Consider the following 22,279-nt stretch of genomic DNA (forward strand, 5'->3'; position numbering starts at 1 on the left):
CGGGAACCGCTACCGAGAGGAGCGATGCTCAAACCTTCCCCACGGCTCTGAGATGCGCAAACAGGAGAAACGGCCTGGAGTTGGTCACGTTGAGTAGTTGTTTGCCTGGTTGGACCCCGGGTAGCTGGCGGACACGCGACGGAGGTGGAAGGTGTTCGAAAAGCGACGTCCCGGCGCGGTGCTCTTCGATCGGGACGGGACCTTGATCAGGGACGTGCCGTACAACGGTGACCCGGACCTCGTCGAGCCCATGCCGGGCGCGATGGAGGCGGTGGCCAGGCTCAGACGGGCCGAGGTGCCGGTGGCCGTGGTCACCAACCAGTCCGGCGTGGCCAAGGGCCTGCTGTCCCCGGACGACATGGATCAGGTGAACGCCCGCGTGGAGGAGTTGCTGGGGCCGTTCGACGCGTGGGCGATCTGCGTGCACGACGACGCCGACGGCTGCACCTGCCGCAAACCGGCGCCGGGGCTCGTGATCAGGGCCGCCGCCGTGCTCGACGTCAGCCCCCGTGACTGCGTGGTCGTGGGGGACATCGGCAGGGACATGGAGGCGGCCAGGGCCGCCGGGGCCAGGGGCATCCTGGTCCCCACCCCGCAGACGCGCCAGGAGGAGATCCTGCAGGCCGCGGAGGTCGCCGACGACCTGATCGACGTCGTCGACCTGGTGCTCAGCGACGCCGAGGCGCCGGTGCCGGCCATCAGCGCGCCGTGGGCCCGCGCGCTGGGTTGGAGCCGCTGGTGAGCCGGCGCAGGTATGAGAGCAGGTCGGCTGGGTAGGCGCCGCAACATGATGATGCTCGACTGGACCCGCAGGGCCGCCTGCCTCGACCTGGACCCGGAATTGTTCTTCCCGATCTCTCTGGAAGGGCCGAGCCAGTCACAGGCCGAACGGGCCAAGCATGTGTGTGCCGGCTGCCCCGTACGTGAGCCGTGCCTGGAGTACGCGCTGACCACCAGGCAGGCGTACGGCGTGTGGGGCGGCACCGACCCGCAGCAGCGCAGGGAGCTCGTCCTGCGCTCGGCCGCCTGACCGACCCCCGGCTCAGCCGGGAAGAGCCGCAGCGAGGAAGCGCTCCCGCTCGGCCGCCTCCAGGTGGTCGCTGAACAGCACGCCGTCGAGGTGGTCGACCTCGTGCTGCAGCACCCTTGCCAGCACCCCCAGCGCGCGGACCGTCACAGGCTTGCCCAGCATGTCGCGGCCACGCGCTGTGACCATGTAGGAACGTTCCAGTGGCCACCACAGCCCCGGCGCCGACAGGCACGCCTCGTCGGCCGTGACCCGCCGCTCCGACAGTTCGAGGCGGGGGTTGACCAGATGGCCCGACTTGCCGTCGTAGGAGTAGACCACCACCCGTACCGGCTCGCCCACCTGCGGCGCCGCCAGGCCCGCGCGGCCGGCGCCGGCGCGCATGGTGGCGGTCAGCGACTTGACCAGGCGCCGCAGCTCGCGGTCGAAGTCCTGGACCGGCTCCGCGACCGAACGCAGCACCGGATCGTCGAACGTGCGAATAGGCCGGACCGTCACCCGCAACTCCCCCATAGGCCACGTCGTCACCGTCAACGTTTCCCGTGACCGCGCCTCGCCAATCCCTGAGGACCTGCCTTGTAGCACAGCGGTAACAGAGGAGACCCGTGGGCGAAACCACCCGAAAGCAGTATCGGAGGGTGATCTCACTAGCGTCACACGTGCCTGTGATGCCTGGCCGGGTGCTCGGGGCCCGGCCAGGCATCTTCGACTACCTGGAGGTGCCGGCATGAGCGTGCTTGCCCTTGAGGGCGGGTCCTCCCCGGAGACGGCCCCCGACGCCCTGTCGGGCTTCACGGTCGGCGTGACCGCGACGCGGCGGCGCGAGGAGTTCGGCGCGCTGCTGGAGCGGCGCGGCGCCCGGGTGGTCAGCGCCCCCGCGATCCGGCTGGTCCCGCTGGCCGAGGACGCCGACCTGCTCGCCGCGACCCGGCTCAGCCTGGCGGAGCCGCTCGACGACGTGGTGGTCACCACCGGCGTCGGCTTCCGCGGGTGGATGGCCGCGGCCGAGGGCTGGGGCCTGTCGTCCGACCTGGGCGAGCACCTGGCGAACGCGCGGCTGCTGACCCGCGGCCCCAAGGCGCGGGGGGCGGTACGCGCCGCCGGCCTCAACGACCACTGGACGCCCGCCACCGAATCGTGCCAGGAGGTCAAGCAGTACCTGCTCGACCAGGACCTGCGCGGGCGGCGCATCGCGGTGCAGCAGCACGGCGAGCCGCTCAGCGACTTCGTGGCGGACCTGCGCCAGGCGGGGGCCGAGGTGATCGAGATCCCGGTCTACCGGTGGCTGCCGTACCGCGACATCTCGCCGCTGCGCCGCCTCATCAGCCAGACCATCTCCGGCTCGGTGGACGCGGTGGCCTTCACCAGCGCGCCCGCCGTGCACGCGATGCTGGGCGCGGCCCGCGCGGAAGGGCTGGAGGAGTCGCTGCTGGCGGCGTTCAGCGGGACGGTCGTGGCCGCCTGCGTCGGGCCCGTCACCGCCGAACCGCTGACCTCGCGCGGCGTTCCGACGCTGCAGCCCGAACGTTCGCGCCTCGGCGCGCTGGCCCGCGCCCTGGCCCGGCACCTGCCCGAGCACGGGGTGACCCGGCTCGTGGCGGGCGAGCACCGGCTGGAGATCCGCGGCCACGCGGTGGTGGTGGACGGCGAGCTGCGCCCGCTGCCCCCGGCCCCGATGGCGGTGCTCAAGCGCCTGGCCGACAAGCCGGGTCACGTGGTGTCGCGCGCCGACCTGCGTACCGTGCTGCCCGGCAGCGTCGCCCGCGACTCGGCCGAGCACGCGGTGGAGATGGCGATCACCCGGCTGCGGCGGGCGCTCGGGCCGAGCGGGATCGTGGAGACGGTGGTCAAGCGCGGCTACCGGCTCGCCTGCCAGTACGAGGTGGGGCTGTGATCCGACGTACGGCCACGCTCGTCCTGGCCGCGCACGGCACGCGCAGTGCCGCCGGGGAGTCGACCCTGTCGGCCCTGGCGGAGACGGTCCGGAGGGCCCGTCCAGGGCACCGGGTCGAGCTGAGCTACCTCGAGATCAGCTCGCCCCTGCTGTCCGACGTGCTGCCCGCCGTCCGCGGCCCCGTGGTCGTCGTCCCGCTGCTGCTGGCGGGCGGCTACCACGCCCACATCGACCTGCCGGAGGTCATCGCCTCCCGCCGTCCCGACGCCGTGGTCGCCGGCTGGCTGGGGCCGCACCGGCTGCTGACCTCCGCGCTGGTGCGCAAGCTGGCGCGCGCCGGCCTGCGCGCCACGGACGCGGTCCTGCTCGGGGCCGCGGGCTCCTCCGACCCGTCCGCCCTCGCCGACGTCCGCGCCGCCGCCCACCGGCTGGCCGTACGCCTGGCCCGGCCGGTCACGGCCGCCTTCGCCTCGGCCGGCTCGCCGTCCCTGGAGGAGGCCATGGAACGGCTCGGCTCGACCCCGGCCGCCCGGGTGGCCATCGCCTCGTACGTGCTCGCGCCCGGCCACTTCCATGACCGGCTGGCTTCGGTGGGCGCGGGGCTGGTGAGCGACCCGCTCGGTCCGGACCCGGACGTGGCGGCGCTCATCTGGCACCGCTACGACACGGCCCTCAGCAGGCGCCAGCCGCTCAGGTCACCTTCAGCCGGCCTGCATCGGGCGTCTCTGTAGCGCAGGACGGTCCCCGCCGAGCGCCGTTCGCCCGGCGCTCGCGGGACGGCGTCAGAGGGCGACGCCCAGGAGGGCGTCCGCGAGGTCGCGGACCAGAGCGGGGGCGCCGGGGTCGGGGCCGTCCTGGTCCAGGGCCTGCTCGGCCCAGGCGTCGATGGCAGACAGGGCGCCCGGGGAGTCGAGGTCGTCGGCCAGCCGGGCGCGTACCGTGGCCAGCAGCTCCTCGGCGCGCGGCCCCGCCGGCAGCGCGACCGCCGCGCGCCAGCGCGCCAGCCGCCGCTCGGCGTCGGCCATCAGGGACGGGACGTACTCCCAGTCGGCGCGGTAGTGCCGGGCCAGCAGCACCAGCCGGACCGCCATCGGGTCGTGGGCCACCCGCAGCCGGGACACGAACACCAGGTTGCCCTTGGACTTGGACATCTTCTCGCCGTCCAGCGCCACCATGCCCGCGTGCGTGTAGAACTTGGCGAACGGCCACTCGCCGGTGAGGGCGTGACCCTCGGAGGCGCCGCACTCGTGGTGCGGGAAGATCAGGTCGGAGCCGCCGCCCGCCACGTCGTAGCCGCCGCCCAGGCTGTCCAGGGCGATCGCCGTGCACTCGATGTGCCATCCGGGCCGCCCCCGGCCCAGCGGGGCGTCCCAGGCGGGCTCTCCGGGCCGCTCGGCCCGCCACAGCAGCCAGTCGAGGGGGTGCCGCTTGCCCGCCCTGTCGGGGTCGCCTCCGCGTTCGGCGAACAGGGCCAGCATCTCCGCCTCGTCGTAGCCCGACACCTGGCCGAACTTGGGCGCGTCGGCCACGCTGAAGTAGACGTCGCCGTCCAGGGCGTACGTGACACCCTTGGCCGACAGCTTGGAGATCAGCTCGGCCACCCGGCCGACGACCTCGGTGACGCCCACGTACTCGCGGGGCGGCAGGATCCGCAGCGCCTCCATGTCGCCGCGGAACAGCTCGATCTCCCGCTCGGCCAGCTCGCGCCAGTCGACGCCGGTCTGCTCGGCCCGCTCCAGCAGCGGGTCGTCCACGTCGGTCGCGTTCTGCGTGTAGTGGACCTCGTGGCCCGCGTCCCGCCACATCCGGCCGACGAGATCGAAGGCGTGGTAGGTGTTGGCGTGGCCGAGGTGGGTGGCGTCGTAGGGGGTGATGCCGCAGACGTACATCCTGGCGGTCGGCCCCGGGTCGGTCTGCCTCACCTGCTTGGCCGAGGTGTCGTAGAGACTCAGCGGAATGCTCTCACCTGGGAGCTTTGGAACGTTCTGGGCAGCCCACGATCTCATGTGTTTGAGCCTATCTGTCCCGATCAGCGGTCAGGTCAGTGAACTCGTACGTCACGCCCTCCGCGGAGAGTGAGACCTCCATCACCGACAGGGAGGCGAAGACGCGCCCGCCGGGGAGTTGGTGGCGGACGATGAGCGCGCCAGGGTCGGCGGACGGCTCGGCCTTGATGAGCTCGCTCCAGGTCTCGCTCTCGAACCTGGGCAGGTACACGACGACCCGTTCGCTCGCCGGGTCCAGGCCCGTGTTCACGATCATGCTGATGCCGTCGGGCAGGTCGGTGGTGGTCAGCCGGTCGCCGTCCCAGCTGAACATGCGGATCCGCGCCAGGTCGGCGAGCACCAGGTGGAAGGGGTCGTAGCGGGTCACGTCGGGGCCGGGCGGCTCGCCGGTGGACGCGGCCCGCAGCGCCAGGTCGCCGCGCGAGAGCCGGTCCGCCTCCGGCGCGGGCCGGCCGCGCCCGTTGAGCAGCGCGGCGGCGCGGCGGGCCGCCGGGTTGACGGCCAGCCAGGTGCCGCCGGCCTTGAGGTCGCGCCCGCCGACCACGCCCGGATGCTCCGGCCAGTGCTCCCCCGGCGCCTCCCACGGGCGGTCGGTGAACTCGTCTCTGACGCCCATGAGGGTGAGCGTCCGCCCGGGTTTCACGATCAGCGTGCACATGGGGCAAAGGGTAATAAACGGGCTTCGGCCGCCGCCGGGAGGGGCGGGCCCTGACGGGCCCGGGAGCGCTTCAGATCGGGGGCCAGGGGATGGCGGGCCAGCCTTCGGAGGGGTACGGGTGCACGCCGGTGTCGAGCAGCCGCCTGACCCGCCGCCAGGTGGCCTCGACCTCCTCCAGGCTCAGCAGCTCGCGCAGCCTGCGCCCGAGGGAGCCGGTCTCGATGTCGCGCTCCAGTTTGGCCAGCACGGCCACCGCCTCGCGGGCGAGGGGCTTGCCGCGCCACTGCCAGAGCACGGTACGGAGCTTGTCCTCGACGGAGAAGCAGACCCCGTGATCGACCCCGTAGACGTGCCCCGTGGGCAGCGGCAGCAGGTGGCCGCCCTTGCGGTCGGCGTTGTTGACCACCGCGTCGAACACCGCCATCCGGCGCACCAGCGGATTTCGGCTCTTGACCAGCCGCTGGAGGTCGACCTCGCGCTCGGTGTCGATCCACAGCTGGACCATGCCGGGGCCGAAGGGGCCGTCGCGGTAGACGGTGGGCGGCACGATGTTCCAGCCGGTCGCCTGCGACACCTCGAACGCGGCCACCTCCCGGGCGGCCAGCGTGCCGTCGGGGAAGTCCCACAGCGGGCGCTCGCCGCGTACCGGCTTGTAGACGCAGGCGGCCGTGCGGGAGCCCAGCTTGACCGAGCAGTAGAGCGTCATGTTGGTGGCCTCGACGAGGCGGCCGGCCACCTCCAGCCGGCCGTCGCGCAGCAGCGCGAGCGCCTCGTCCTCCTGCATGGACGGCGGTTGCCGGGACGGCTTGACTGCCGGTTCGCTCTCCGGAGCGGTCATGAAGCCGCCTCACCCCCGCGATATCCGTTGAGGCGTACGCAGACGTGCCCGGCGGCGTCGAGCGGCTGTCCGCACAGCGGGCACGGTGGTCGGCCGGCGGCGACGATCTCGAGGGCCCGCCGGGTGAAGGCGCGGGCGGCTCCCGCGCTGATGCGCACCCGCAGCACCGCGGGGTCGGCGGCCTCGACGTCTTCCTCGTCGACGACCTCCTGCGCCTCGATCACCACTTGAGACCTCTCCGCGTCCCAGGCCAGCGCCATGGTGCCCACCCGGAAGTCCTCCGAGACGGGCACGTCGAGCGGCGCGTCGTCGGCCAGGTCGGCCGGGGCCAGCGCGGGCACGTGCGCGGTGCCCCCGCTCAGGCGCAGCACCTCGTCGAGCAACTCGTCCAGCCTGCCCGCGAGGGCGGCGACCTGCAACTTCTCCAGCGCCACCGTGGTCAGTCTGCCCTCGGCCCTGGCCTGCAGAAAAAAGGCGCGCGCGCCCGGCTGCCCCAGGGCACCGGCGACGAACCTCTCTGGTGGGTCGTAGTCGAAGACCGGCATACGCTGACCTTACGTGGTTCCGGGTCCGCCGCCGACGGCGGCATCGCTCCCGGTGATGTTTTCTCCCCCGTCTTTCTCCTCCGAATCCTCGGGAAGCCGCAATTCCCCCATATCGTTGAGCCTGAGAACAAAGGGGCGCAGGGGGGTATAGCGGATGACGGTGAGGGCCGCAGGATCGGCTGTTATCCGCTGAAAGTGATCGAGATGCAGGCCCAGAGCGTCCGCGACGATCGATTTGATCACGTCGCCGTGGCTGCAAACCAGGTAGACAGCCTTCTCCCCCAGGCGTTGATTCCACTCCCGGACCGCCGCGACCGCCCGATGTTGCATACCGGACAGGGACTCCCCTTCCGGAAATGTCACCGCACTGGGGTGCGCCTGCACCACCCGCCACAGCGGCTCCTCGGCGAGCTCCTTCAGCGGGCGGCCGGTCCAGCCGCCGTAGCCGCACTCGATGAACCGGTCGTCGATCAGCACGTCCATCCCGCGCCCGTCGGCGACCGCGTGGGCGGTCTCCCGGCAGCGTTCGAGCGGGCTGGAGACGACGGCGTCCAGCCGGACGCCGGCGACGCGGGCCGCCAGCGCCGTGGCCTGCGCCAGGCCGGCCTCGCTCAGATGCACCCCCGGCGTACGTCCGGCCAGCACGGGGCCGGTGAGGTCCGTCAGCCCGTGGCGGGCCAGAAGCAGCGTGGTCACCTGGCAAGTGTCGCAGGCGTGGATCACAACTTCTCACCGTGGGCCGCCACGGCCGCGCCAACCGCGGACAACAGTGGTGCGGCAGCCCGATGAGCAGGTTTCTTGTTGGTAACCTGGCGGGATCATGGAGCAGCGCTATGTCGGCCGCAGCGGCCTGTCGGTGTCCCGGCTGGGGCTCGGCACGATGACCTGGGGGCGTGACACCGACGCGGAGGAGGCGGCCGCCCAGCTCCGCACGTTCCTTGACGCCGGCGGCAATCTCGTCGACACGGCCGACGTCTACACCGGTGGCGACTCCGAGCGGCTGCTGGGCCGGATGCTGCGCGACTCCGTGCCGCGTTCGGAGCTGGTGATCTCCACCAAGGCCGTGGTGACGCCGACCGGCCGCCGCCCGCGCGACGCCTCCAGGCGCCACCTGATCGCCGCGGTCGACGACTCGCTCAACCGGCTCGGGCTCGACTACGTCGACCTGTGGCAGCTGCACACGTACGACGCCGAGGTGCCCATGGAGGAGACCCTGGCCGCGCTCGACGCGATCGTCTCCTCCGGACGCGCCGTCTACGCGGGCGTGTGCGACTACACCGGCTGGCAGCTGGCCGTCGCGGCGGTCACCCAGAAGATGATCCCCGGCCGCATCCCGATCACCTCGGCGCAGGCCGAATACTCGCTGCTGGCCCGCGAGCCCGAGCGTGAGCTGCTGCCCGCCGCCGCCGAGCTGGGCGTGGGGGTGCTGGCCTGGTCGCCGCTGGGCCGCGGGGTGCTGACCGGGAAATACCGCACCGGCATCCCGGCCGACTCCCGGGCCGCCACCCCGCACTTCGCCGACTTCGTCCGGCCGTATCTGGACGAGCGCAGCCGCAGCGTCGTCGAGTCGGTCATGACCGCCGCCGACGGGCTCGGCGTCTCACCGCTGGCGGTCGCCCTGTCCTGGGTCCGCGATCAGCCGGGGGTCTCCTCGGCCATCGTCGGAGCCCGTACGCACGCGCAGCTCACCGGGGCCCTGACGGCCGAGGACGTGGTGCTGCCCATAGAGATCCGAGATGCCCTCGATGACGTGTCGTCACCCGACTGACCCCTCGCCCCAGGAACGAGAGGCCCCCTCGCGTATCACTAGTCGATACCGAATCGCAACTTTACCTGCCAAACGCCTGCGTCTCAGGTCCGATGTCCATAAAGATTTCCCCCGGAAGCGACGCAGGAGGGGACGGATGGGGAGCAGGGCCGCGATCTCGGCTGGAGTTCTCGCGGTGGCGCTGGCGGCCGTCCCAGGGGCCGCGACGGCCGCGACAGCCGGCGCGCAGGACTGCACGCGCGACGGGGGCCTGCTCTCAGGGGTGACCAACACACTGTGCGACGTGGTGAACACGCTCACCGGCACGGTCGACACCTTAACCGGCGGGACCACCAAAAAAGTCACGGACGGCGTGAACGACACCACCGACGAGGTGCTCGGCCGGGTCGGAGAGGTGGCGCCGACCACCAGGTCCACGCCTGACGCCAGAACCTCGCCGTCGCCCTCCGCCTCCGCAACGGAGCAGGGGGACGACCCCCTGGACACCGGCTGCCGGCCGGGGCAGGCCTGCGCGGACGAGGACACCACGCTGAAGCTCACCCCCTCGCCCTCCCCCTCTCCCTCGCGCACGTCGCGACCCCGCGAATGGGGCGTGGAATCCCTGCCCAGCAAGAGGCCCACGGCGCCGGAGCAGCGCCCGCAGACCATGGACACGGGGCGGCCGGTGATCGAGAAGGAGACGAAGGCCCACACGGACGAGCCGCGGGTGGACCTGCTGTGGCCCAATCCGTTCGCCCATGAGCTGACCCTGCCGATGCAGGACAAGCGGGTGGTACGGCCCAGCCCGCCCGCCTCGGACGTGCTGGGGACGGCGCTGACGATCGCGCTGCTGGGGTCGGCGGTGCTGGCCACGCGGATCGTCCAGCAGCGGCGCCAGCGCACGGAGCCGGTGGAGTCGATCCCCTTCGAACCGGCGCGCGCCGGCAGCGGCAGCGGCGCCGGCAACAGCAACGGCCGTCACCGCCTGGCCTGAGCGGGCCCGCGACCTGCCGCGCGCAGAAAAGCGGGGCCCCGCGACCCTCGAGACCCCGCTCCCAGCCTTCGATCAGGCGCCGACGGCGTGGACGCCGCCGTCCACGTGGACGATCTCGCCGGTCGTCGCCGGGAACCAGTCCGACATGAGGGCCACGCACGCCTTGGCCGCCGGGATCGTGTCCGCCAGGTCCCAGCCCAGCGGGGCCTTCGCCGGCCAGCTGTCCTCGAACTCCTTGAAGCCCGGGATCGACTTGGCCGCCATGGTGCGCAGCGGACCGGCAGCCACCAGGTTGACGCGGATGTTGTGCGGGCCGAGGTCGCGGGCGAGGTAGCGGCTGCACGACTCCAGGCCCGCCTTGGCCACGCCCATCCAGTCGTAGACGGGCCACGCCTTCGTGGCGTCGAAGTCGAGGCCCACGACCGCGCCGCCCTCCTTCATGAGGGGCAGGCAGGCCACGGCGAGGGACTTGAAGGAGTAGGTCGACACGTGCAGGGCCGTGGCGACGTCCTCCCACGTGGTGTTGAGGAAGTTGCCGCCCAGCGCCGTCTGCGGGGCGAAGCCGATCGAGTGGACCACGCCGTCGAGGCCGTCCACGTGCTCGCCCACCCGCGCCGCGAGCGTGCCGAGGTGCTCGTTGCTCTGGACGTCGAGCTCCAGCACCGGCGCCGGCTCCGGCAGCCGCTTGGCGATGCGCTCGACCAGGCTCAGCCGCCCGAACCCGGTGAGCACCACCGTGGCGCCCTCCTCCTGGGCCAGCTTGGCCACCGAGAACGCGATCGAGGCGTCGGTGAGCACGCCGGTCACGAGGATCCGCTTGCCTTCGAGAATTCCCACGTCAGTGCCCCATTCCGAGTCCGCCGTCGACCGGGATCACGGCCCCGGTGATGTAAGAGGCGTCGTCGCCGGCCAGGAAGCGTACGACGCGTGCCACCTCCTCGGGCGCCGCCTGGCGGCCGAGGGGGATGCGGGAGACGATCGCCTCCTGGTCGAGGTCGGCCGTCATGTCGGTGGCCACGAAGCCGGGCGCGACCACGTTGACCGTGATGTTGCGCGAGCCGTACTCGCGGGCCAGGGAGCGGGCGAAGCCGACCAGCCCGGCCTTGGAGGCGGCGTAGTTGGCCTGGCCGGCCTGGCCGGACAGGCCGACCACCGAGGAGATGAGGATGATGCGGCCGCGCTTGAGCTTCATCATCGGGCGGATGGCCCGCTTGGCCACGCGGTAGGCGCCCGTCAGGTTGGCGTCGATGACGTCGGTGAAGGTGTCCTCCTTCATCATCGCCAGCAGCGTGTCCTTGGTGATGCCCGCGTTGGAGACGAGGACCTCGACCGGGCCCTGCTCCGCCTCGACCTTGTCGAACGCGGCCTCGACGTCGGCCGTGCTGGTGACGTCGCAGCGCACGCCGAACAGGCCCTCGGGCGGCTCCCCCGATCGGTAGGTGACCGCGACGGCGTCGCCGGCCGCGGCGAGTTCACGGGCGATCGCAAGGCCTATGCCGCGATTGCCCCCGGTGACGAGTACAGAGCGTGCCATGGCACCAGACGCTATCTCCTACCGGCGGGTATCCGGTTGTCCGGGTGGCACAAGATCACAGGGTTAGGATCGTGGACATGCGCCAGATCGATCCCGACTTCCTGGAGCTGCCGCTGCGGCAGCTGGCGGACGCCGCCCTGCAACGCGCCCGCGAGCTCGGCGCCGAGCACGCCGACTTCCGGCTCGAACGCGTCAGAGCCGAGACGCTCAGTCTCTATGACGCCCGGCTCGAAGGCGCCATGGACGCCGACGACCTGGGCTACGCCGTGCGTGTCGTCAAGGGCGGCACGTGGGGCTTCGCGGCGGGCATCCACCTGACGCCGCAGGCCGCCGCGGCCGTGGCCGAGCAGGCGGTGCGGGTGGCGGAGGTGAGCGCCCCAATCAACCGCGAGCCCATCGAGCTGGCACCCGAGCCGGTGCACGCCGAGGCCGTGTGGGTGTCGGCGTACGACGTCGACCCGTTCGAGGTCCCCTCGGCCGACAAGGTGAGCCTGCTGGCCGACTGGTCGGCCGGCCTGCTGAAGGGCGCCGACCACGTGTCGGCGCGGCTGCTGCAGGTCAAGGAGCAGAAGTTCTACGCCGACACGGCCGGCACGGTCACCACGCAGCAGCGGGTGCGGGTGCACCCGAAGCTCAACGCCATGAAGGCGCACGAGGGCGGCTTCGACGACATGTCGACGCTCGCGCCGCCGGTCGGGCGCGGCTACGAATACCTGACGGGCACGGGCTGGGACTGGCAGGGCGAGCTGGCCAGGCTGCCCGAGCTGCTGGCCGAGAAGCTCGCGGCGCCCTCCGTCGAGGCGGGCGACTACGACCTGGTCATCGACCCGTCCAACCTGTGGCTGACGATCCACGAGTCGATCGGCCACGCGACCGAGCTGGACCGGGCGCTCGGCTACGAGGCGGCGTACGCGGGCACCAGCTTCGCCACGTTCGACCAGCTGGGCGAGCTGGTCTACGGCTCGCCGCTGATGAACGTGACCGGCGACCGCACGGTCACGCACGGCCTGTCCACGATCGGCTACGACGACGAGGGCGTGCAGGGGCAGAGCTTCGACATCGTCAAGGACGGCATCCTGGTCGGCTACCAGCTCGACCGGCGGATGGCCCTGATGAAGGGGCTCGGGCGGTCCAACGGGTGCGCGTTCGCCGACTCGCCGGGGCACATGCCGATCCAGCGCATGGCCAACGTGTCGCTGGCGCCCGCGCCGGACGGCCCCTCCACCGACGAGCTGATCTCGGGCGTCGAGCGGGGCATCTACATCGTCGGCGACAAGAGCTGGTCGATCGACATGCAGCGCTACAACTTCCAGTTCACCGGGCAGCGGGCGTACCGGATCTCCCACGGGAAGCTGGCCGGGCAGGTCAGGGACTTCGCCTACCAGGCGACCACGACGGACTTCTGGCAGTCGATGGAGGCCGTCGGCGGGCCGCAGACTTACGTGCTCGGGGGCGCCTTCAACTGCGGCAAGGGCCAGCCGGGCCAGGTCGCGCCGGTCAGCCACGGCTGCCCGTCGGCGCTGTTCAGGGGCGTGCGGATCCTCAACACCGTTCAGGAGGGTGGCAAGGCATGACGCCGCAGGAGATGGTCGAGAAGGCCCTGGAGCTCTCGGCGAACGACGACTGCGTGGTGCTGGTGGACGAGGAGTCCACGGCCAACCTGCGGTTCGCGGGCAACACGCTCACCACCAACGGCGTCGCCCGCTCCGCCCGGCTGACCGTGATCTCGATCGCGGGGCAGGGCGTCGGGGTCGTGTCGCGGGCCGCCGTACGCGACGATCAGCTCGCGGACGTGGTGGCGGCGGCCGACGCGGCCGCGCGGGAGGCCCAGCCCGCCGAGGACGCCCGCGCCCTCGTCGAGGGCGTGCCGGAGTCGCCGCACTGGGGATCCGCCGTCGAGCCGACCGACATCGGGGTGTTCGAGGGGTTCGCGCCCGCGCTCGGCGACGCGTTCGCGGCGGCCGAGGCGGGTGGCAGGAAGCTGTACGGGTTCGCGGAGCACTCGCTGACCTCGACGTTCCTCGGCACGTCGGCGGGCCTGCGGCTGCGCCACGACCAGCCGACCGGGCGCCTGGAGCTCAACGCCAAGTCGGCCGACCTGAAGCGTTCGGCGTGGACGGGCGTGTCCACCGAGGACTTCACGGACGTGGACGTCGCGGCGCTCGACTCCTCGCTGGCGCAGCGGCTGGAGTGGGCCAAGACCCGGGTCGACCTGCCGGCCGGGCGCTACGAGACGCTGCTGCCGCCGAGCGCGGTGGCCGACCTGATGATCTACCTGTTCTGGTCGGCGGGGGCCAGGGACGCGCTCGACGGCCGCTCGGTGTTCTCCAAGCCCGGCGGCGGCACGCGGGTGGGCGAGCGGCTGGGCACGCTGCCCGTCACGCTGTCGAGCGACCCGTCGGCGCCGGGCATCGCGTGCGCGCCGTTCGTCACGGCGCACGCCTCCAGCCGGGAGAGCTCGGTCTTCGACAACGGGCTCCCGCTGGGGGCGACCGACTGGGTCAAGGACGGGACCCTGGAGGCGCTGCAGCAGACCCGCTACTCGGCGGAGCTGAGCGGCCTGCCGGTGACGCCCGGGATCGGCAACCTGATCATGTCGGGCCCCGAAGGCGGCCGGTCCATGGAGGAGATGATCGCCTCCACGGAGCACGGGCTCCTCGTCACCTGCCTGTGGTACATCCGCGAGGTCGACCCGCAGACGCTGCTGGTGACCGGGCTGACCCGGGACGGGGTCTACCTGGTCGAGCACGGGGAGGTCGTGGGCGAGGTGAACAACTTCCGCTTCAACGAGAGCCCGGTCGACCTGCTCGGGCGGTTGACGGAGGTGGGTGCCGGCGGGCGCACGCTGCCCCGGGAGTGGAGCGACTACTTCCAGCGCGCGATCATGCCGGCGGTGCGGGTGCCGGACTTCAACATGTCCACGGTCAGCCAGGCCAGCTGACCCTCCCGGCGGCCGCGCCCGTCCCGGGCGCGGCCCCCTTGGTCAGCGGGGGCCCAGGAGGGCGCCGAGGGCGTGGCTGAGCGCCTCGCCGAGGGTCTTGGTGCACGTCTCGTAGCCTTCGTACGGGCCCCCGTACGGGTCGTACACCTCGGGCGCCCGCCGCGCGTCGCGCCGTTCGGCGGCCGACTCGACGATCGCCCGCGCCCGCTCGGCCGTGTCCGAGCGGTAGCGGCGGTGCCCCGCCCCGGCCGCCAGCTCGGCGAACTCCGGCAGCGTGAACGTCCTGCGCTCCGCCTCAGGGGCGATCCCGACGGCCACGGCCCGGTGCCCGGCCTCCATCGTCAGCAGCAGATCGGCCGACCTGACCAGGTCGAGGTCGAGCATCCGGGCACGGTGCGCCCGGCCGTCCAGGCCCAGCCGGTCGAGGGCCGTGATCGCGTGGGGGGCCATCGGCCGGCCGACCAGCGCGCGAACCCCCGCGCTCCCCGTCGCCACGGGCAGGTGCGCGGAGTTGAGCATCGCCTCGGCGATCACCTGCGCCATGGCGGAACGGCAGATGTTCGCCGTGCACACCAGCAGGATCCGGAACTCAACACTCACACCGGCCAATCTAACCTCCCGCCCCGGGCGAGGGGCGGGGGGACGGCTCTCCGATCCGCCGGCCGGCTCCCGCCTCCCCGGGGCCCGCGCGGCCGCCTGCGGCCGTCAGAGAGCCGTACGCGGCCCGCGAGGCGTCCCCGAGGTCGGGCGTCCCCCGGGGGTCAGGCGTCCCCGAGGTCAGGCGTCTTCGAGGCGGAAGCCCACCTTCATGCCGACCTGGAAGTGCGCGACCTCTCCCGCGTCGAGATATCCGCGGATCTCCGTCACCTCGAACCAGTCGAGGTGACGCAGCGTCTGCGAGGCCCGCCTGATGCCGTTGCGGATGGCCTCGTCGACGCTCTCCCCCGACGTTCCGACGATCTCGGTCACCCGGTACGTTCGATCCGTCATCTCCGCTCCTCCTTACTCAAAGGCCATGATCGCATGACCCCTGTTCCCGCGCCGGGGCGCTGTCGCCCCCGGCCTGTTCCAGGTCTACGGTGGAAGATATGAAGGGGTCGCGCAGGAGACCAGACGTCCATCAGGTCACGGACGCCAAGCCGTCGCTGACGGACGACATCCGCAAGCGCGAGATCGGCTACCTCATCAAGATGGGCATCCGGACGATCTGCCTGATCCTGGCGGTCGTGGTGCCGGTGCCGTGGCCGTACCGGCTGCTGTTCATCGGCGCGGCAGTCTTTTTGCCATACATAGCCGTAATCGGGGCCAATGAGAGAGGGAAGGCTGCCCCTCCGCCTACCTTTGACACCCCTGAAGCTAACCAAACCGAGATACCGCTGCATCGACGCGAGATCGGGTCGTGACTAAGTCTTGACGCATCCCACGGGTTGTAGGTGTACGCTTTAGGCAAGCGCTCCGGTCCCCCGTCGGAGTGCTGGTGCCGGCGTTCCGGGCCCCCGTCGGAACGCCGATGACGCGACGCCGGGTGGTTTGCCCCCGTAACCACCCGGCGTCGCCCTTTCCCGGAACTTTTTGATCAGTCGGCGACGCCGGCCGCAGTCGGATAGGGCCGCTTTCCCGAAACCGTTTGCACTCCCTCCCGCCTCGTTATTCACAGGAAATCTTCAGGCGGGAGGGCGGCTTGACTTCAAGAGTTCGTTCGAGTCTCAGCGGTCTGTCAGCGTCTCGGTTGTGGCCTGTCCCCAGTTCTTCGCCAATGTGATCAGTTTCGCCACCGCGTCGTCGGGGGCGGTCCCGGCGCCCTGAGCGAGACCGAGCAGGTACGCCGTCAGGGGCGCGGCCGGTCTGGCCACGCCGTGGGCGACCTCCTTGGTGAGGTCGAGGATCAGGTCGCGGTCCACGGTGGCCGGGTCGATGCCCAGCTCCTTGCAGGCCAGGGCAGTCCATTCGTTGAGCACGTTCATACGAGCCTCCTCCAGGTCGTCCATTGTGTCGCAGTCGAACCACGGCCTTCCCGGCAACGCCAGCCGCACGGCCGTGAGGGGGCCGAGCAGGCCCTTGAGCGAGCGGCCCGGGTAGGCGGCCAGGGCCCGCCTGAGCCGAGCCGTCGGCCACACCCCGGCCAGCCACTGCTCCCGCCCGCCGTCATCCACCATCACCACCCCACCGACCGGGCCCTCCTCGGGGCCCGGTTCTCGGGCATCTCCGGACGTGGGCAGCACGGCGCCTCCCGACGCCGCCCCTGCGCCATCACGAGGCATCGGCGGCGGCGTGGCGTCCTGAGACATCGAGCGCGCGACGTCCTGAGGCATCGGGCGCGCGACGTCCTGAGGCATTGGGCGCGCGACGTCCTGAGGCATCGGCCGCGACGCTTGGCTGGGCGTCGACGGCTCTGTGGCGCTCTCGGACGTTGCCCGCGTCGCGTTCCCGGATGACGGCTCCACGACGTTGCCGGGTGTCGGGCCCGGGACGCCACCGGACGCCGGGCGCGCCGTCTCACCGGACGTCGAGCGCACGGTGCCGGCGGTGGTGCCGGGTGGCTGCGTTGTGGCGGCGTTCAGGAGGGACGTGACGTGGCGGGCGGTGATGAACGGCAGGTCGCCCGCGAGCAGGACCACCCACGGGGCGGTGACCTCGTTCAGTCCTGCCGCCAGAGCCGGGACGGGGCCGCTTCTCGGCGGGTCCTCGCGGACGAACACCACTGCGGGGATCGGCCGCTCGGGGCCGACGACGATCGTCGTACGGGCGTCCGCGACCGCCGCCACCACGTGCTCGACCAGGGACCTGCCGCCCACGGTGAGACCGGGTTTGTCCGCCCCGCCGAGCCGGCGGGCCTCTCCCCCGGCCAGGATCACCGCGTCGAAAGCCACCCGACCCGGACGCTCGGCCGAGGGCGCCACGTGGAAAGCCACCTGACCCGGGCGCTCGGCCGAGGACGCCACGTCGTCAGCCGCCGATGGCGGACATCGGCCGGGCCGGCTGGAGGAAGGACGGGTCGTCGATGCCGTGGCCGGCGCGCTTGCGTGCCACGGCGGCGACCCAGCGTTCGGCCAGTTCCTCGTCGGAGGCCCCCGCGCGCATGCGCGTCTTCAGGTCGGACTCCTCCGTCGCGAAGAGGCAGTTGCGTACCTGGCCGTCGGCGGTGAGCCGGACCCGGTCGCAGGACCCGCAGAACGGGCGCGTCACCGACCCGATCACCCCGACCCGGGCGGGCCCCCCGTCCACGAGGAACCGCTCGGCCGGTGCGCTGCCGCGCTCCTCGATGTCGTCCACCGTGAGGTCGAACGCGCTCGACAACCGGTCGAGGATCTCGTCGGCGGTGACCATGCCCTCGCGGGTCCAGCCGTGCTGGGCGTCGAGGGGCATCTGCTCGATGAAGCGCAGCTCGTAGCCCTGGTCGAGGCACCACCGCAGCAGCGGTACGGCCTCGTGGTCGTTCAGGTCGCGCATGAGGACCGCGTTGACCTTGACGGGACGCAGGCCCGCCTCGTCGGCGGCGGCCAGGCCGGCGATCACGTCCGCGTGCCTGTCCCTGTAGGCCAGCCGCTTGAACGTGTCGGGGTCGAGCGTGTCGAGCGAGACGTTGACCCGGTCGAGCCCGGCGGCGGCCAGCGGCTCGGCCAGCCGGGCCAGCCCGATGCCGTTGGTGGTCAGCGAGATCTGCGGCCTGGGGGTCAGGGCGGCGGTACGGGCGACGATGTCGACCAGCTCGCGCCTGATGAGGGGTTCGCCGCCGGTGTAGCGGACCTCGGTGATGCCCAGGCGTTCGACGCCTATGGTCACGAGGCGGACGATCTCGTCGGCGGTGAGGAGCTGCGCGTTGGGGAGCCAGTCGAGGCCTTCGGGAGGCATGCAGTACGTACAGCGCAGGTTGCACTTGTCCGTGAGGGACACCCGCAGATCCGTCGCCACCCGTCCGAACGAGTCTCGCAACATGGGGCGTCACCTCCTGTTCGTTCGCCAGAGGGCCAGACTACGACGCCTGTCGGGCGGCGCTCAAAACCACTCGTTCACCACACGACAACACTTTGCGCCCTAGATCGATTCCACACGAACAGGCCAGAGGTACGTGAAACGCCGCACGCGGTCGGCGTCAGGGGTGTTCAGCCCGCCGCCTCGTACCAGGCCTCGCGGGCGTGCATCAGTTCGGCCAGGTGGTTTCTCGCCCACTCGCAGCCCGCGTTCATGGGTTCGATGAGGCTGCGGCCGAGGTCGGTCAGCTCGTACTCGACGCGCGGCGGGATCTCCTCGTACGCGGTGCGGGTGAGGAAGCCGTCGCGCTCCATGGCACGCAGGGACTCGGTGAGGACCTTCGGGGTGATGCCGCGCAGCGTGACCTCGAGTTCCTTGAAACGGCGCGGGCCCGATTCCAGGCAACGGATGAGCTTCGCGGTCCACTTGTCGCCGATGCGGATCGGCGCGACTACCGGAGGGCATCCGGTGAACATGTCCGGATCGAGTGGCTCGGCCATGCCGACATCGTAGGTAACTATCGTTGCGGAAAGCGATATCTCGCCCTTTACCGTCTCCGCTGAGTGGCCGGGGAGACCGGCCCAGGCAGAAGGGGTGTGGTGAGGGTGAGCAAGATCGTGGTGTTCGGCGCCGGTGGGCGGGCCGGGGTGCGGGTGGTCGCGGAGGCGGTCGGGCGGGGGCACGAGGTGACGGCCGTCGTTCGGGATCCCGGGAAGTACGCGGGGGTGTGGGGTTCTCCCGGGACGGGTTCCTCTGGGGCGGGATCGTCCGGGACGGGATCGTCCGGGACGGAGCCCTCCGGGGCGGGATCCTCCGGGGCGGGATCCTCCGGGGCGGGATCCTCCGGGGCGGGATCCTCCGGGGCGGGGTCCTCCGGGGCGGGGGTGCGGGTGGTGGCCGGGGATGTCACCGACCTTGCCAGCGTGGCGGAGGTCGCGGCGGGGCATGACGCGGCCGTTCAGGTGGCGGCTCGGCTGGACGTGTCGTCGGAGGAGTTCTACACGGCGGCGGCCCGGGCGCTGGTCGGCGGGCTGGGGCAGGCCGGGGTGTCCCGGCTGGTGGCGGTCGGGATCGGGACCCTGCTGGAGGTCTCGCCCGGGGTTCGGCTCGTGGACACGCCGGACTTCCCGGCGGAGGCGCGGGCGTTCTCGCTGGGGCATGCGGCGGAGTTGGAGGTGTTCGAGAAGTCGAGGCTGGACTGGGTGGTGCTCGCGCCGCCGCCTGTGCTCCTCGATGAGTCGGCGTCCCGGACCGGGCGTTATCGGATCGGGGGTGGAGAGGTGCCGGCGTTGGAGCCCGTGTTCTCGTTCGCGGATCTCGGGGTGGCGGTGGTGGACGAGGTCGAGCGGCCCCGGCACCACCGCGTCCAGGTTGCCGTGTCGTATTAGGCGCCGCCGGTTGCCGTGCTCCCGGAACGTCTTCACCGCGCCACCGCCTTCGTAACGCGCCGGGGAGCGCGCAGGGTGGTAGGGCGTTCTGGGGAAGCACAAGCGATGGAACGCCCTGGGGCCGTGAGCCGCGTGGCGCGTGGGGCAAGCTCTCGGGCGTACGGCGCGCTGGGCGTAGGCGCGCCAAGCGGATGCTGCACGAGCGCGGGCGCATGGGGCCGGGCTGCGAGCGGCCGGGGGCGATCTGCGCGGGGGCGGCCTGCGCGGGGGCGACCTACGCAGGGACGACCTGGAGGGCGGGCTGCGAGGGGGCCTGGGCAGGGCCGTGCTGGAGGGGGCCGCGGTGCACGGGGCGCGGCGCACGTGCCGGGCTGCGCGAGGCGGCGGCGGGCACCGCGAGCCGACCTACGCGGGCCGGGCCCCGCGGGGGCGGCCTTGGCGAGGCGGGCTGCGAAGGGCGGCCTGGGCACGGCCGTGCCGGAGGCTCGTGCTGCACGGGGCGCGGCGCACACGGCCGCCCTACGCAGGCAGCCTGGGCGAAGCGGCCTGCGCGGGAGCGGCCTGCGCGGGAGCGGCCTGCAGGGCCGGGCTGGAGGAGGCCGGGCTGCACGGGGCGCGACGCACGTGCCGGGCTGCGCGAGGCGGGGGCGATCTGCGCGGGGCGACCTAAGCGGGGCTGCACCGAGCGGCCTGCGCCGGGCCGTGCTGCTCGGGGCGGGTTACGCGGGTGGTCGGGGTGGGGGGCGCGGCCGGGGTGTGAGGGCTTGGGGTGGAGCGAGGTGGGGCGGGGGGAGCGGTGTTGGGAAAGGATGGGAATGGGAAACGCCCGGCCGGGAGGGGCCGGGCGTTTCGGGGTGGGTCAGCGGCGGCCGACGACCTTGACCCAGTCCTTGCCCTCCGCCGGGGAGAGCCAGCGGGAGCCCTCGAAGACCGCGCGCCACGTACCCGACGTGCGGGCCGGGACCCGCGTCGAGAAGTAGCCCTTGCCGCTGGTCCTGACGGTCTCCACGTACTCCCAGCGGCCGCTGCCGTCAGGCTGGAAGAGGATCACGATCCGCTTCGCGGCCAGGCGGTGCCAGCGCTCCGAGTCCTTGCAGTAGTCGGCGTGGTGCACCGAGACGAAGCCGTTGATGTAGTCCTCGTCGCACTGCACGGAGAGCTTGCCCTCGAGCGTGATGGGCCGGCCCCGCCATGCGGGCTCGGGGTTCGCGTCGAACTGCAGGCTCGTGTAGCCCGCGACATCCGGGTCCAGGCCCGGATCCGGGTCCGCGAGGGCGGGCGAGGCGGCGGTCGCCACCATCGTCGCGCCCAGGGCGGCAGCCGCCAGGCCGGCGGCTAGACGTCGCATCTTCAAAATCGGATTCCTTCCCCGTCTCGAACGCGGCCCCAAGACGGGGCCACGTCAAAGCCAATGACGCGTAAGGGTAAGGAAAAGTTGGAGTAAAGCCGATCACAATTCGGCAACGGCGGTTTAAGGCCGTGCTATAGGCATATTTTCGGCTATTGCGTAATTTGTCGGGGCTTGGACGCGTCTGGCGCGTAGTGTCCTGTTCCGGGATAGCGGACGCGCCAGAGGCCGCCCGAGCGGCCCGTGACCGTCGCCTCGAAGGTCCCGGAGGCGTCCGTCATCGTCTGCCCGATTCGCTCCCAGGTCGCGGACTCGTCGCCGCGCCACAGGATCTCCAGCCGCTGCCTGGCGAACGGGCCGTAGTCGGTGTAGCCGCGCGGGTCCACCCGCCTGAGCGAGCCGCGCAGGCGTACGAGGTCGGAGCCCTCCAGCTTGTCGGCCCGCACCGACGAGAGCTTCGTGTCCCGCCTGAACTGGAACGACGCGTACTCGGTGACCGTAGTCCCGCCCGCTCCCCTGGCGGTGGCGGCGATCGTCCAGGTGCCGGTCGGGTAGTAGCGGTTCAGCTGCTTGTCGGGCAGGAAGCGCCAGGTCTCCCAGCCGTTCGCCATGCGGGCCGGCGGGCCGGATCCCGGTCCCGTGGTGCGCCAGGTCAGCTGCGGCGGGCTTTCCTCCAGACCGTCCTCGGCCATCTGTGGTGGTTGCCCTGCTTTCTGGCCGAGTGAGCCGAGTGAAAGGGAAGGTGCCTGAGCGGTTCCGGGTGCTGGTGCCTGAGCGGGTCCGGGTGCGAGTACCTGAGCGGGTGCGGGTGCCTGAATGGGAGCGGGTGCCGGCGCCGCGGGCTGGGCGCCCGGTCGGGGATGGTTCGGGGGCGCTGGGCGGGCAACCGGTGCCGGGCGGACAATCGGTGCGGGGCGGGTGATCGGTGCCGGCCGGGCCACCGGTGCAGGTCGGGGCGCCGTGACCGGTGCGGGGCGGGGCGCTGTGACCGGTGCGGGGCGGGTGCCGGTGGAGCCGCTGGTGGGGGAGGAGCCGGGGCCGACCGAGCCGGTGTCGGGGGCGGGCGCCGGAGCCGGGGCCGGGGCTGGGATCGTTAGCTTGTCGGTCAGTACGGGGCCGGGCGGGGCGCCGGGTTCGATTTTGACGGTGATGCCGTCCTTGCCGCGCGCGCCTTTGGCGACGACGTCGACCACCAGGCGTACGGAGTCGTTCGCCCCCACGACGGGTTCGGCCGGACGGACGGTGATCGCGCGGATGGCGGGCTCGGTCGCGACCGGGGGGGCGGGCACGGTGAGCGGCCCGGCCGCGAGCGAGACGAGAAGAAGGCTTCTGGTCATGATCGAGACGGTAGGAACCGCCCGGTAATGGCCAGGACCTCGACACACGC

At 72.1% G+C, this 22,279-nt stretch carries 25 protein-coding genes; 10 read left to right on the plus strand and 15 right to left on the minus strand.

What is annotated here, in order from left to right:
- Positions 1-151: 151 nt before the first annotated feature.
- Positions 152-742, plus strand: coding sequence for a D-glycero-alpha-D-manno-heptose-1,7-bisphosphate 7-phosphatase (locus HD596_RS52115; protein ID WP_313046832.1), 591 nt, complete (start codon positions 152-154; stop codon positions 740-742).
- A gap of 45 nt (positions 743-787) precedes the next feature.
- Positions 788-1,030, plus strand: coding sequence for a WhiB family transcriptional regulator (locus HD596_RS52120; RefSeq protein WP_281398346.1), 243 nt, complete (start codon positions 788-790; stop codon positions 1,028-1,030).
- A 12-nt stretch (positions 1,031-1,042) separates the two neighbouring features.
- Here the strand turns inward: HD596_RS52120 and def are convergent, their stop codons facing one another.
- Positions 1,043-1,525 carry a peptide deformylase gene (def, locus tag HD596_RS52125; RefSeq protein WP_185076873.1) on the minus strand — a complete coding sequence of 161 codons (483 nt, stop codon included), beginning with the start codon at positions 1,523-1,525 and terminating at the stop codon, positions 1,043-1,045.
- A gap of 229 nt (positions 1,526-1,754) precedes the next feature.
- Between def and HD596_RS52130 the strand changes: the two genes are divergently transcribed.
- Both HD596_RS52130 and HD596_RS52135 read left to right on the plus strand, forming a co-directional pair.
- Positions 1,755-2,921 (plus strand): uroporphyrinogen-III synthase, encoded by a 1,167-nt coding sequence (locus HD596_RS52130; protein WP_185076874.1) that lies wholly within the window; start codon positions 1,755-1,757, stop codon positions 2,919-2,921.
- Entirely contained in the window at positions 2,918-3,652 is a 735-nt protein-coding gene (locus HD596_RS52135) for a sirohydrochlorin chelatase (protein WP_313046838.1), read from the plus strand. The genes HD596_RS52130 and HD596_RS52135 overlap by 4 nt, the downstream gene beginning before the upstream one ends.
- A gap of 51 nt (positions 3,653-3,703) precedes the next feature.
- Here HD596_RS52135 and mshC read toward each other — a convergent pair whose 3' ends face one another.
- The 5 genes from mshC to HD596_RS52160 form a co-directional block, all read right to left on the minus strand.
- Positions 3,704-4,927 carry a cysteine--1-D-myo-inosityl 2-amino-2-deoxy-alpha-D-glucopyranoside ligase gene (gene mshC, locus HD596_RS52140; RefSeq protein WP_185076875.1) on the minus strand — a complete coding sequence of 408 codons (1,224 nt, stop codon included), beginning with the start codon at positions 4,925-4,927 and terminating at the stop codon, positions 3,704-3,706.
- Positions 4,928-4,937: 10 nt separating this feature from the next.
- The gene (locus tag HD596_RS52145) at positions 4,938-5,585 is read right to left on the minus strand and encodes an NRDE family protein (protein WP_185076876.1); all 648 of its coding nucleotides are present in this window, start codon (positions 5,583-5,585) and stop codon (positions 4,938-4,940) included.
- A gap of 70 nt (positions 5,586-5,655) precedes the next feature.
- Positions 5,656-6,423, minus strand: a complete 768-nt coding sequence (locus tag HD596_RS52150; protein ID WP_185076877.1) for an Rv2133c family protein — start codon at positions 6,421-6,423, stop codon at positions 5,656-5,658.
- Positions 6,420-6,968: an Rv2134c family protein gene (locus HD596_RS52155; protein WP_185076878.1), complete on the minus strand. Its 549-nt coding sequence runs from the start codon at positions 6,966-6,968 to the stop codon at positions 6,420-6,422. Before HD596_RS52155 ends, HD596_RS52150 begins: the two co-directional genes overlap by 4 nt.
- Positions 6,969-6,977: 9 nt before the next feature.
- The gene (locus HD596_RS52160) at positions 6,978-7,664 is read right to left on the minus strand and encodes a histidine phosphatase family protein (RefSeq protein ID WP_185076879.1); all 687 of its coding nucleotides are present in this window, start codon (positions 7,662-7,664) and stop codon (positions 6,978-6,980) included.
- Positions 7,665-7,788: 124 nt separating this feature from the next.
- Here HD596_RS52160 and HD596_RS52165 point away from each other — a divergent pair, with 124 nt between their 5' ends.
- Both HD596_RS52165 and HD596_RS52170 read left to right on the plus strand, forming a co-directional pair.
- Complete coding sequence (locus HD596_RS52165; RefSeq protein ID WP_185076880.1) at positions 7,789-8,736, plus strand: aldo/keto reductase; 948 nt, start codon at positions 7,789-7,791, stop codon at positions 8,734-8,736.
- A gap of 136 nt (positions 8,737-8,872) precedes the next feature.
- Positions 8,873-9,709: a hypothetical protein gene (locus HD596_RS52170; protein ID WP_185076881.1), complete on the plus strand. Its 837-nt coding sequence runs from the start codon at positions 8,873-8,875 to the stop codon at positions 9,707-9,709.
- Positions 9,710-9,781: 72 nt separating this feature from the next.
- Here HD596_RS52170 and fabI read toward each other — a convergent pair whose 3' ends face one another.
- A complete protein-coding gene (gene fabI / locus HD596_RS52175) occupies positions 9,782-10,546 on the minus strand; it encodes an enoyl-ACP reductase FabI (RefSeq protein ID WP_185076882.1) in 765 nt (254 codons plus the stop codon).
- A gap of 1 nt (position 10,547) precedes the next feature.
- Positions 10,548-11,243, minus strand: a complete 696-nt coding sequence (locus HD596_RS52180) for a beta-ketoacyl-ACP reductase (protein ID WP_185076883.1) — start codon at positions 11,241-11,243, stop codon at positions 10,548-10,550.
- Between the two features lie 77 nt (positions 11,244-11,320).
- Between HD596_RS52180 and HD596_RS52185 the strand changes: the two genes are divergently transcribed.
- Both HD596_RS52185 and HD596_RS52190 read left to right on the plus strand, forming a co-directional pair.
- Complete coding sequence (locus HD596_RS52185; RefSeq protein WP_185076884.1) at positions 11,321-12,817, plus strand: TldD/PmbA family protein; 1,497 nt, start codon at positions 11,321-11,323, stop codon at positions 12,815-12,817.
- Positions 12,814-14,184 carry a metallopeptidase TldD-related protein gene (locus HD596_RS52190; protein ID WP_185076885.1) on the plus strand — a complete coding sequence of 457 codons (1,371 nt, stop codon included), beginning with the start codon at positions 12,814-12,816 and terminating at the stop codon, positions 14,182-14,184. The genes HD596_RS52185 and HD596_RS52190 overlap by 4 nt, the downstream gene beginning before the upstream one ends.
- Positions 14,185-14,226: 42 nt before the next feature.
- On the opposite strand, the gene HD596_RS52195 is transcribed toward HD596_RS52190, so the two are convergent.
- Complete coding sequence (locus HD596_RS52195; RefSeq protein WP_185076886.1) at positions 14,227-14,784, minus strand: arsenate reductase/protein-tyrosine-phosphatase family protein; 558 nt, start codon at positions 14,782-14,784, stop codon at positions 14,227-14,229.
- A 177-nt stretch (positions 14,785-14,961) separates the two neighbouring features.
- Positions 14,962-15,174 carry a dodecin gene (locus HD596_RS52200; RefSeq protein ID WP_185076887.1) on the minus strand — a complete coding sequence of 71 codons (213 nt, stop codon included), beginning with the start codon at positions 15,172-15,174 and terminating at the stop codon, positions 14,962-14,964.
- 98 nt (positions 15,175-15,272) lie between these two features.
- Between HD596_RS52200 and HD596_RS52205 the strand changes: the two genes are divergently transcribed.
- Positions 15,273-15,587 carry a DUF3099 domain-containing protein gene (locus HD596_RS52205; protein WP_185076888.1) on the plus strand — a complete coding sequence of 105 codons (315 nt, stop codon included), beginning with the start codon at positions 15,273-15,275 and terminating at the stop codon, positions 15,585-15,587.
- A gap of 303 nt (positions 15,588-15,890) precedes the next feature.
- On the opposite strand, the gene HD596_RS65370 is transcribed toward HD596_RS52205, so the two are convergent.
- From HD596_RS65370 to HD596_RS52225, 3 genes are all read right to left on the minus strand, one after another.
- Complete coding sequence (locus HD596_RS65370) at positions 15,891-17,054, minus strand: NTP transferase domain-containing protein (protein WP_313046846.1); 1,164 nt, start codon at positions 17,052-17,054, stop codon at positions 15,891-15,893.
- Between the two features lie 76 nt (positions 17,055-17,130).
- Positions 17,131-18,120 (minus strand): GTP 3',8-cyclase MoaA, encoded by a 990-nt coding sequence (gene moaA, locus HD596_RS52220; RefSeq protein WP_185076889.1) that lies wholly within the window; start codon positions 18,118-18,120, stop codon positions 17,131-17,133.
- Positions 18,121-18,287: 167 nt separating this feature from the next.
- Complete coding sequence (locus HD596_RS52225) at positions 18,288-18,656, minus strand: winged helix-turn-helix transcriptional regulator (RefSeq protein WP_221520004.1); 369 nt, start codon at positions 18,654-18,656, stop codon at positions 18,288-18,290.
- A 105-nt stretch (positions 18,657-18,761) separates the two neighbouring features.
- Here HD596_RS52225 and HD596_RS52230 point away from each other — a divergent pair, with 105 nt between their 5' ends.
- On the plus strand, positions 18,762-19,544 hold the full coding sequence (locus HD596_RS52230) for an NAD(P)-dependent oxidoreductase (RefSeq protein ID WP_185076890.1): 783 nt from the start codon (positions 18,762-18,764) through the stop codon (positions 19,542-19,544).
- An 859-nt stretch (positions 19,545-20,403) separates the two neighbouring features.
- Here the strand turns inward: HD596_RS52230 and HD596_RS52235 are convergent.
- Together HD596_RS52235 and HD596_RS52240 are read right to left on the minus strand one after the other, a co-directional pair.
- Complete coding sequence (locus HD596_RS52235) at positions 20,404-20,892, minus strand: hypothetical protein (RefSeq protein ID WP_185076891.1); 489 nt, start codon at positions 20,890-20,892, stop codon at positions 20,404-20,406.
- Between the two features lie 152 nt (positions 20,893-21,044).
- Complete coding sequence (locus tag HD596_RS52240) at positions 21,045-21,584, minus strand: hypothetical protein (RefSeq protein ID WP_185076892.1); 540 nt, start codon at positions 21,582-21,584, stop codon at positions 21,045-21,047.
- Between the last annotated feature and the right edge of the window lie 695 nt (positions 21,585-22,279).

Origin of the sequence: Nonomuraea jabiensis (assembly GCF_014204795.1) — a bacterium.
GTDB classification, from domain to species: domain Bacteria; phylum Actinomycetota; class Actinomycetes; order Streptosporangiales; family Streptosporangiaceae; genus Nonomuraea; species Nonomuraea jabiensis.

Excerpts from the sequence above, each read along its gene's own strand:
- HD596_RS52120 (WP_281398346.1), top strand. The coding sequence starts at position 788 with ATGATGATGCTCGACTGGACCCGCAGGGCCGCCTGCCTCGACCTGGAC.
- HD596_RS52130 (WP_185076874.1), top strand. The coding sequence starts at position 1,755 with ATGAGCGTGCTTGCCCTTGAGGGCGGGTCCTCCCCGGAGACGGCCCCC.
- mshC (WP_185076875.1), bottom strand. The coding sequence starts at position 4,927 with ATGAGATCGTGGGCTGCCCAGAACGTTCCAAAGCTCCCAGGTGAGAGC.
- HD596_RS52145 (WP_185076876.1), bottom strand. The coding sequence starts at position 5,585 with ATGTGCACGCTGATCGTGAAACCCGGGCGGACGCTCACCCTCATGGGC.
- HD596_RS52150 (WP_185076877.1), bottom strand. The coding sequence starts at position 6,423 with ATGACCGCTCCGGAGAGCGAACCGGCAGTCAAGCCGTCCCGGCAACCG.
- HD596_RS52155 (WP_185076878.1), bottom strand. The coding sequence starts at position 6,968 with ATGCCGGTCTTCGACTACGACCCACCAGAGAGGTTCGTCGCCGGTGCC.
- HD596_RS52165 (WP_185076880.1), top strand. The coding sequence starts at position 7,789 with ATGGAGCAGCGCTATGTCGGCCGCAGCGGCCTGTCGGTGTCCCGGCTG.
- HD596_RS52170 (WP_185076881.1), top strand. The coding sequence starts at position 8,873 with ATGGGGAGCAGGGCCGCGATCTCGGCTGGAGTTCTCGCGGTGGCGCTG.
- HD596_RS52180 (WP_185076883.1), bottom strand. The coding sequence starts at position 11,243 with ATGGCACGCTCTGTACTCGTCACCGGGGGCAATCGCGGCATAGGCCTT.
- HD596_RS52185 (WP_185076884.1), top strand. The coding sequence starts at position 11,321 with ATGCGCCAGATCGATCCCGACTTCCTGGAGCTGCCGCTGCGGCAGCTG.
- HD596_RS52190 (WP_185076885.1), top strand. The coding sequence starts at position 12,814 with ATGACGCCGCAGGAGATGGTCGAGAAGGCCCTGGAGCTCTCGGCGAAC.
- HD596_RS52200 (WP_185076887.1), bottom strand. The coding sequence starts at position 15,174 with ATGACGGATCGAACGTACCGGGTGACCGAGATCGTCGGAACGTCGGGG.
- HD596_RS52205 (WP_185076888.1), top strand. The coding sequence starts at position 15,273 with ATGAAGGGGTCGCGCAGGAGACCAGACGTCCATCAGGTCACGGACGCC.
- moaA (WP_185076889.1), bottom strand. The coding sequence starts at position 18,120 with ATGTTGCGAGACTCGTTCGGACGGGTGGCGACGGATCTGCGGGTGTCC.
- HD596_RS52225 (WP_221520004.1), bottom strand. The coding sequence starts at position 18,656 with ATGGCCGAGCCACTCGATCCGGACATGTTCACCGGATGCCCTCCGGTA.
- HD596_RS52235 (WP_185076891.1), bottom strand. The coding sequence starts at position 20,892 with ATGCGACGTCTAGCCGCCGGCCTGGCGGCTGCCGCCCTGGGCGCGACG.
- HD596_RS52240 (WP_185076892.1), bottom strand. The coding sequence starts at position 21,584 with ATGGCCGAGGACGGTCTGGAGGAAAGCCCGCCGCAGCTGACCTGGCGC.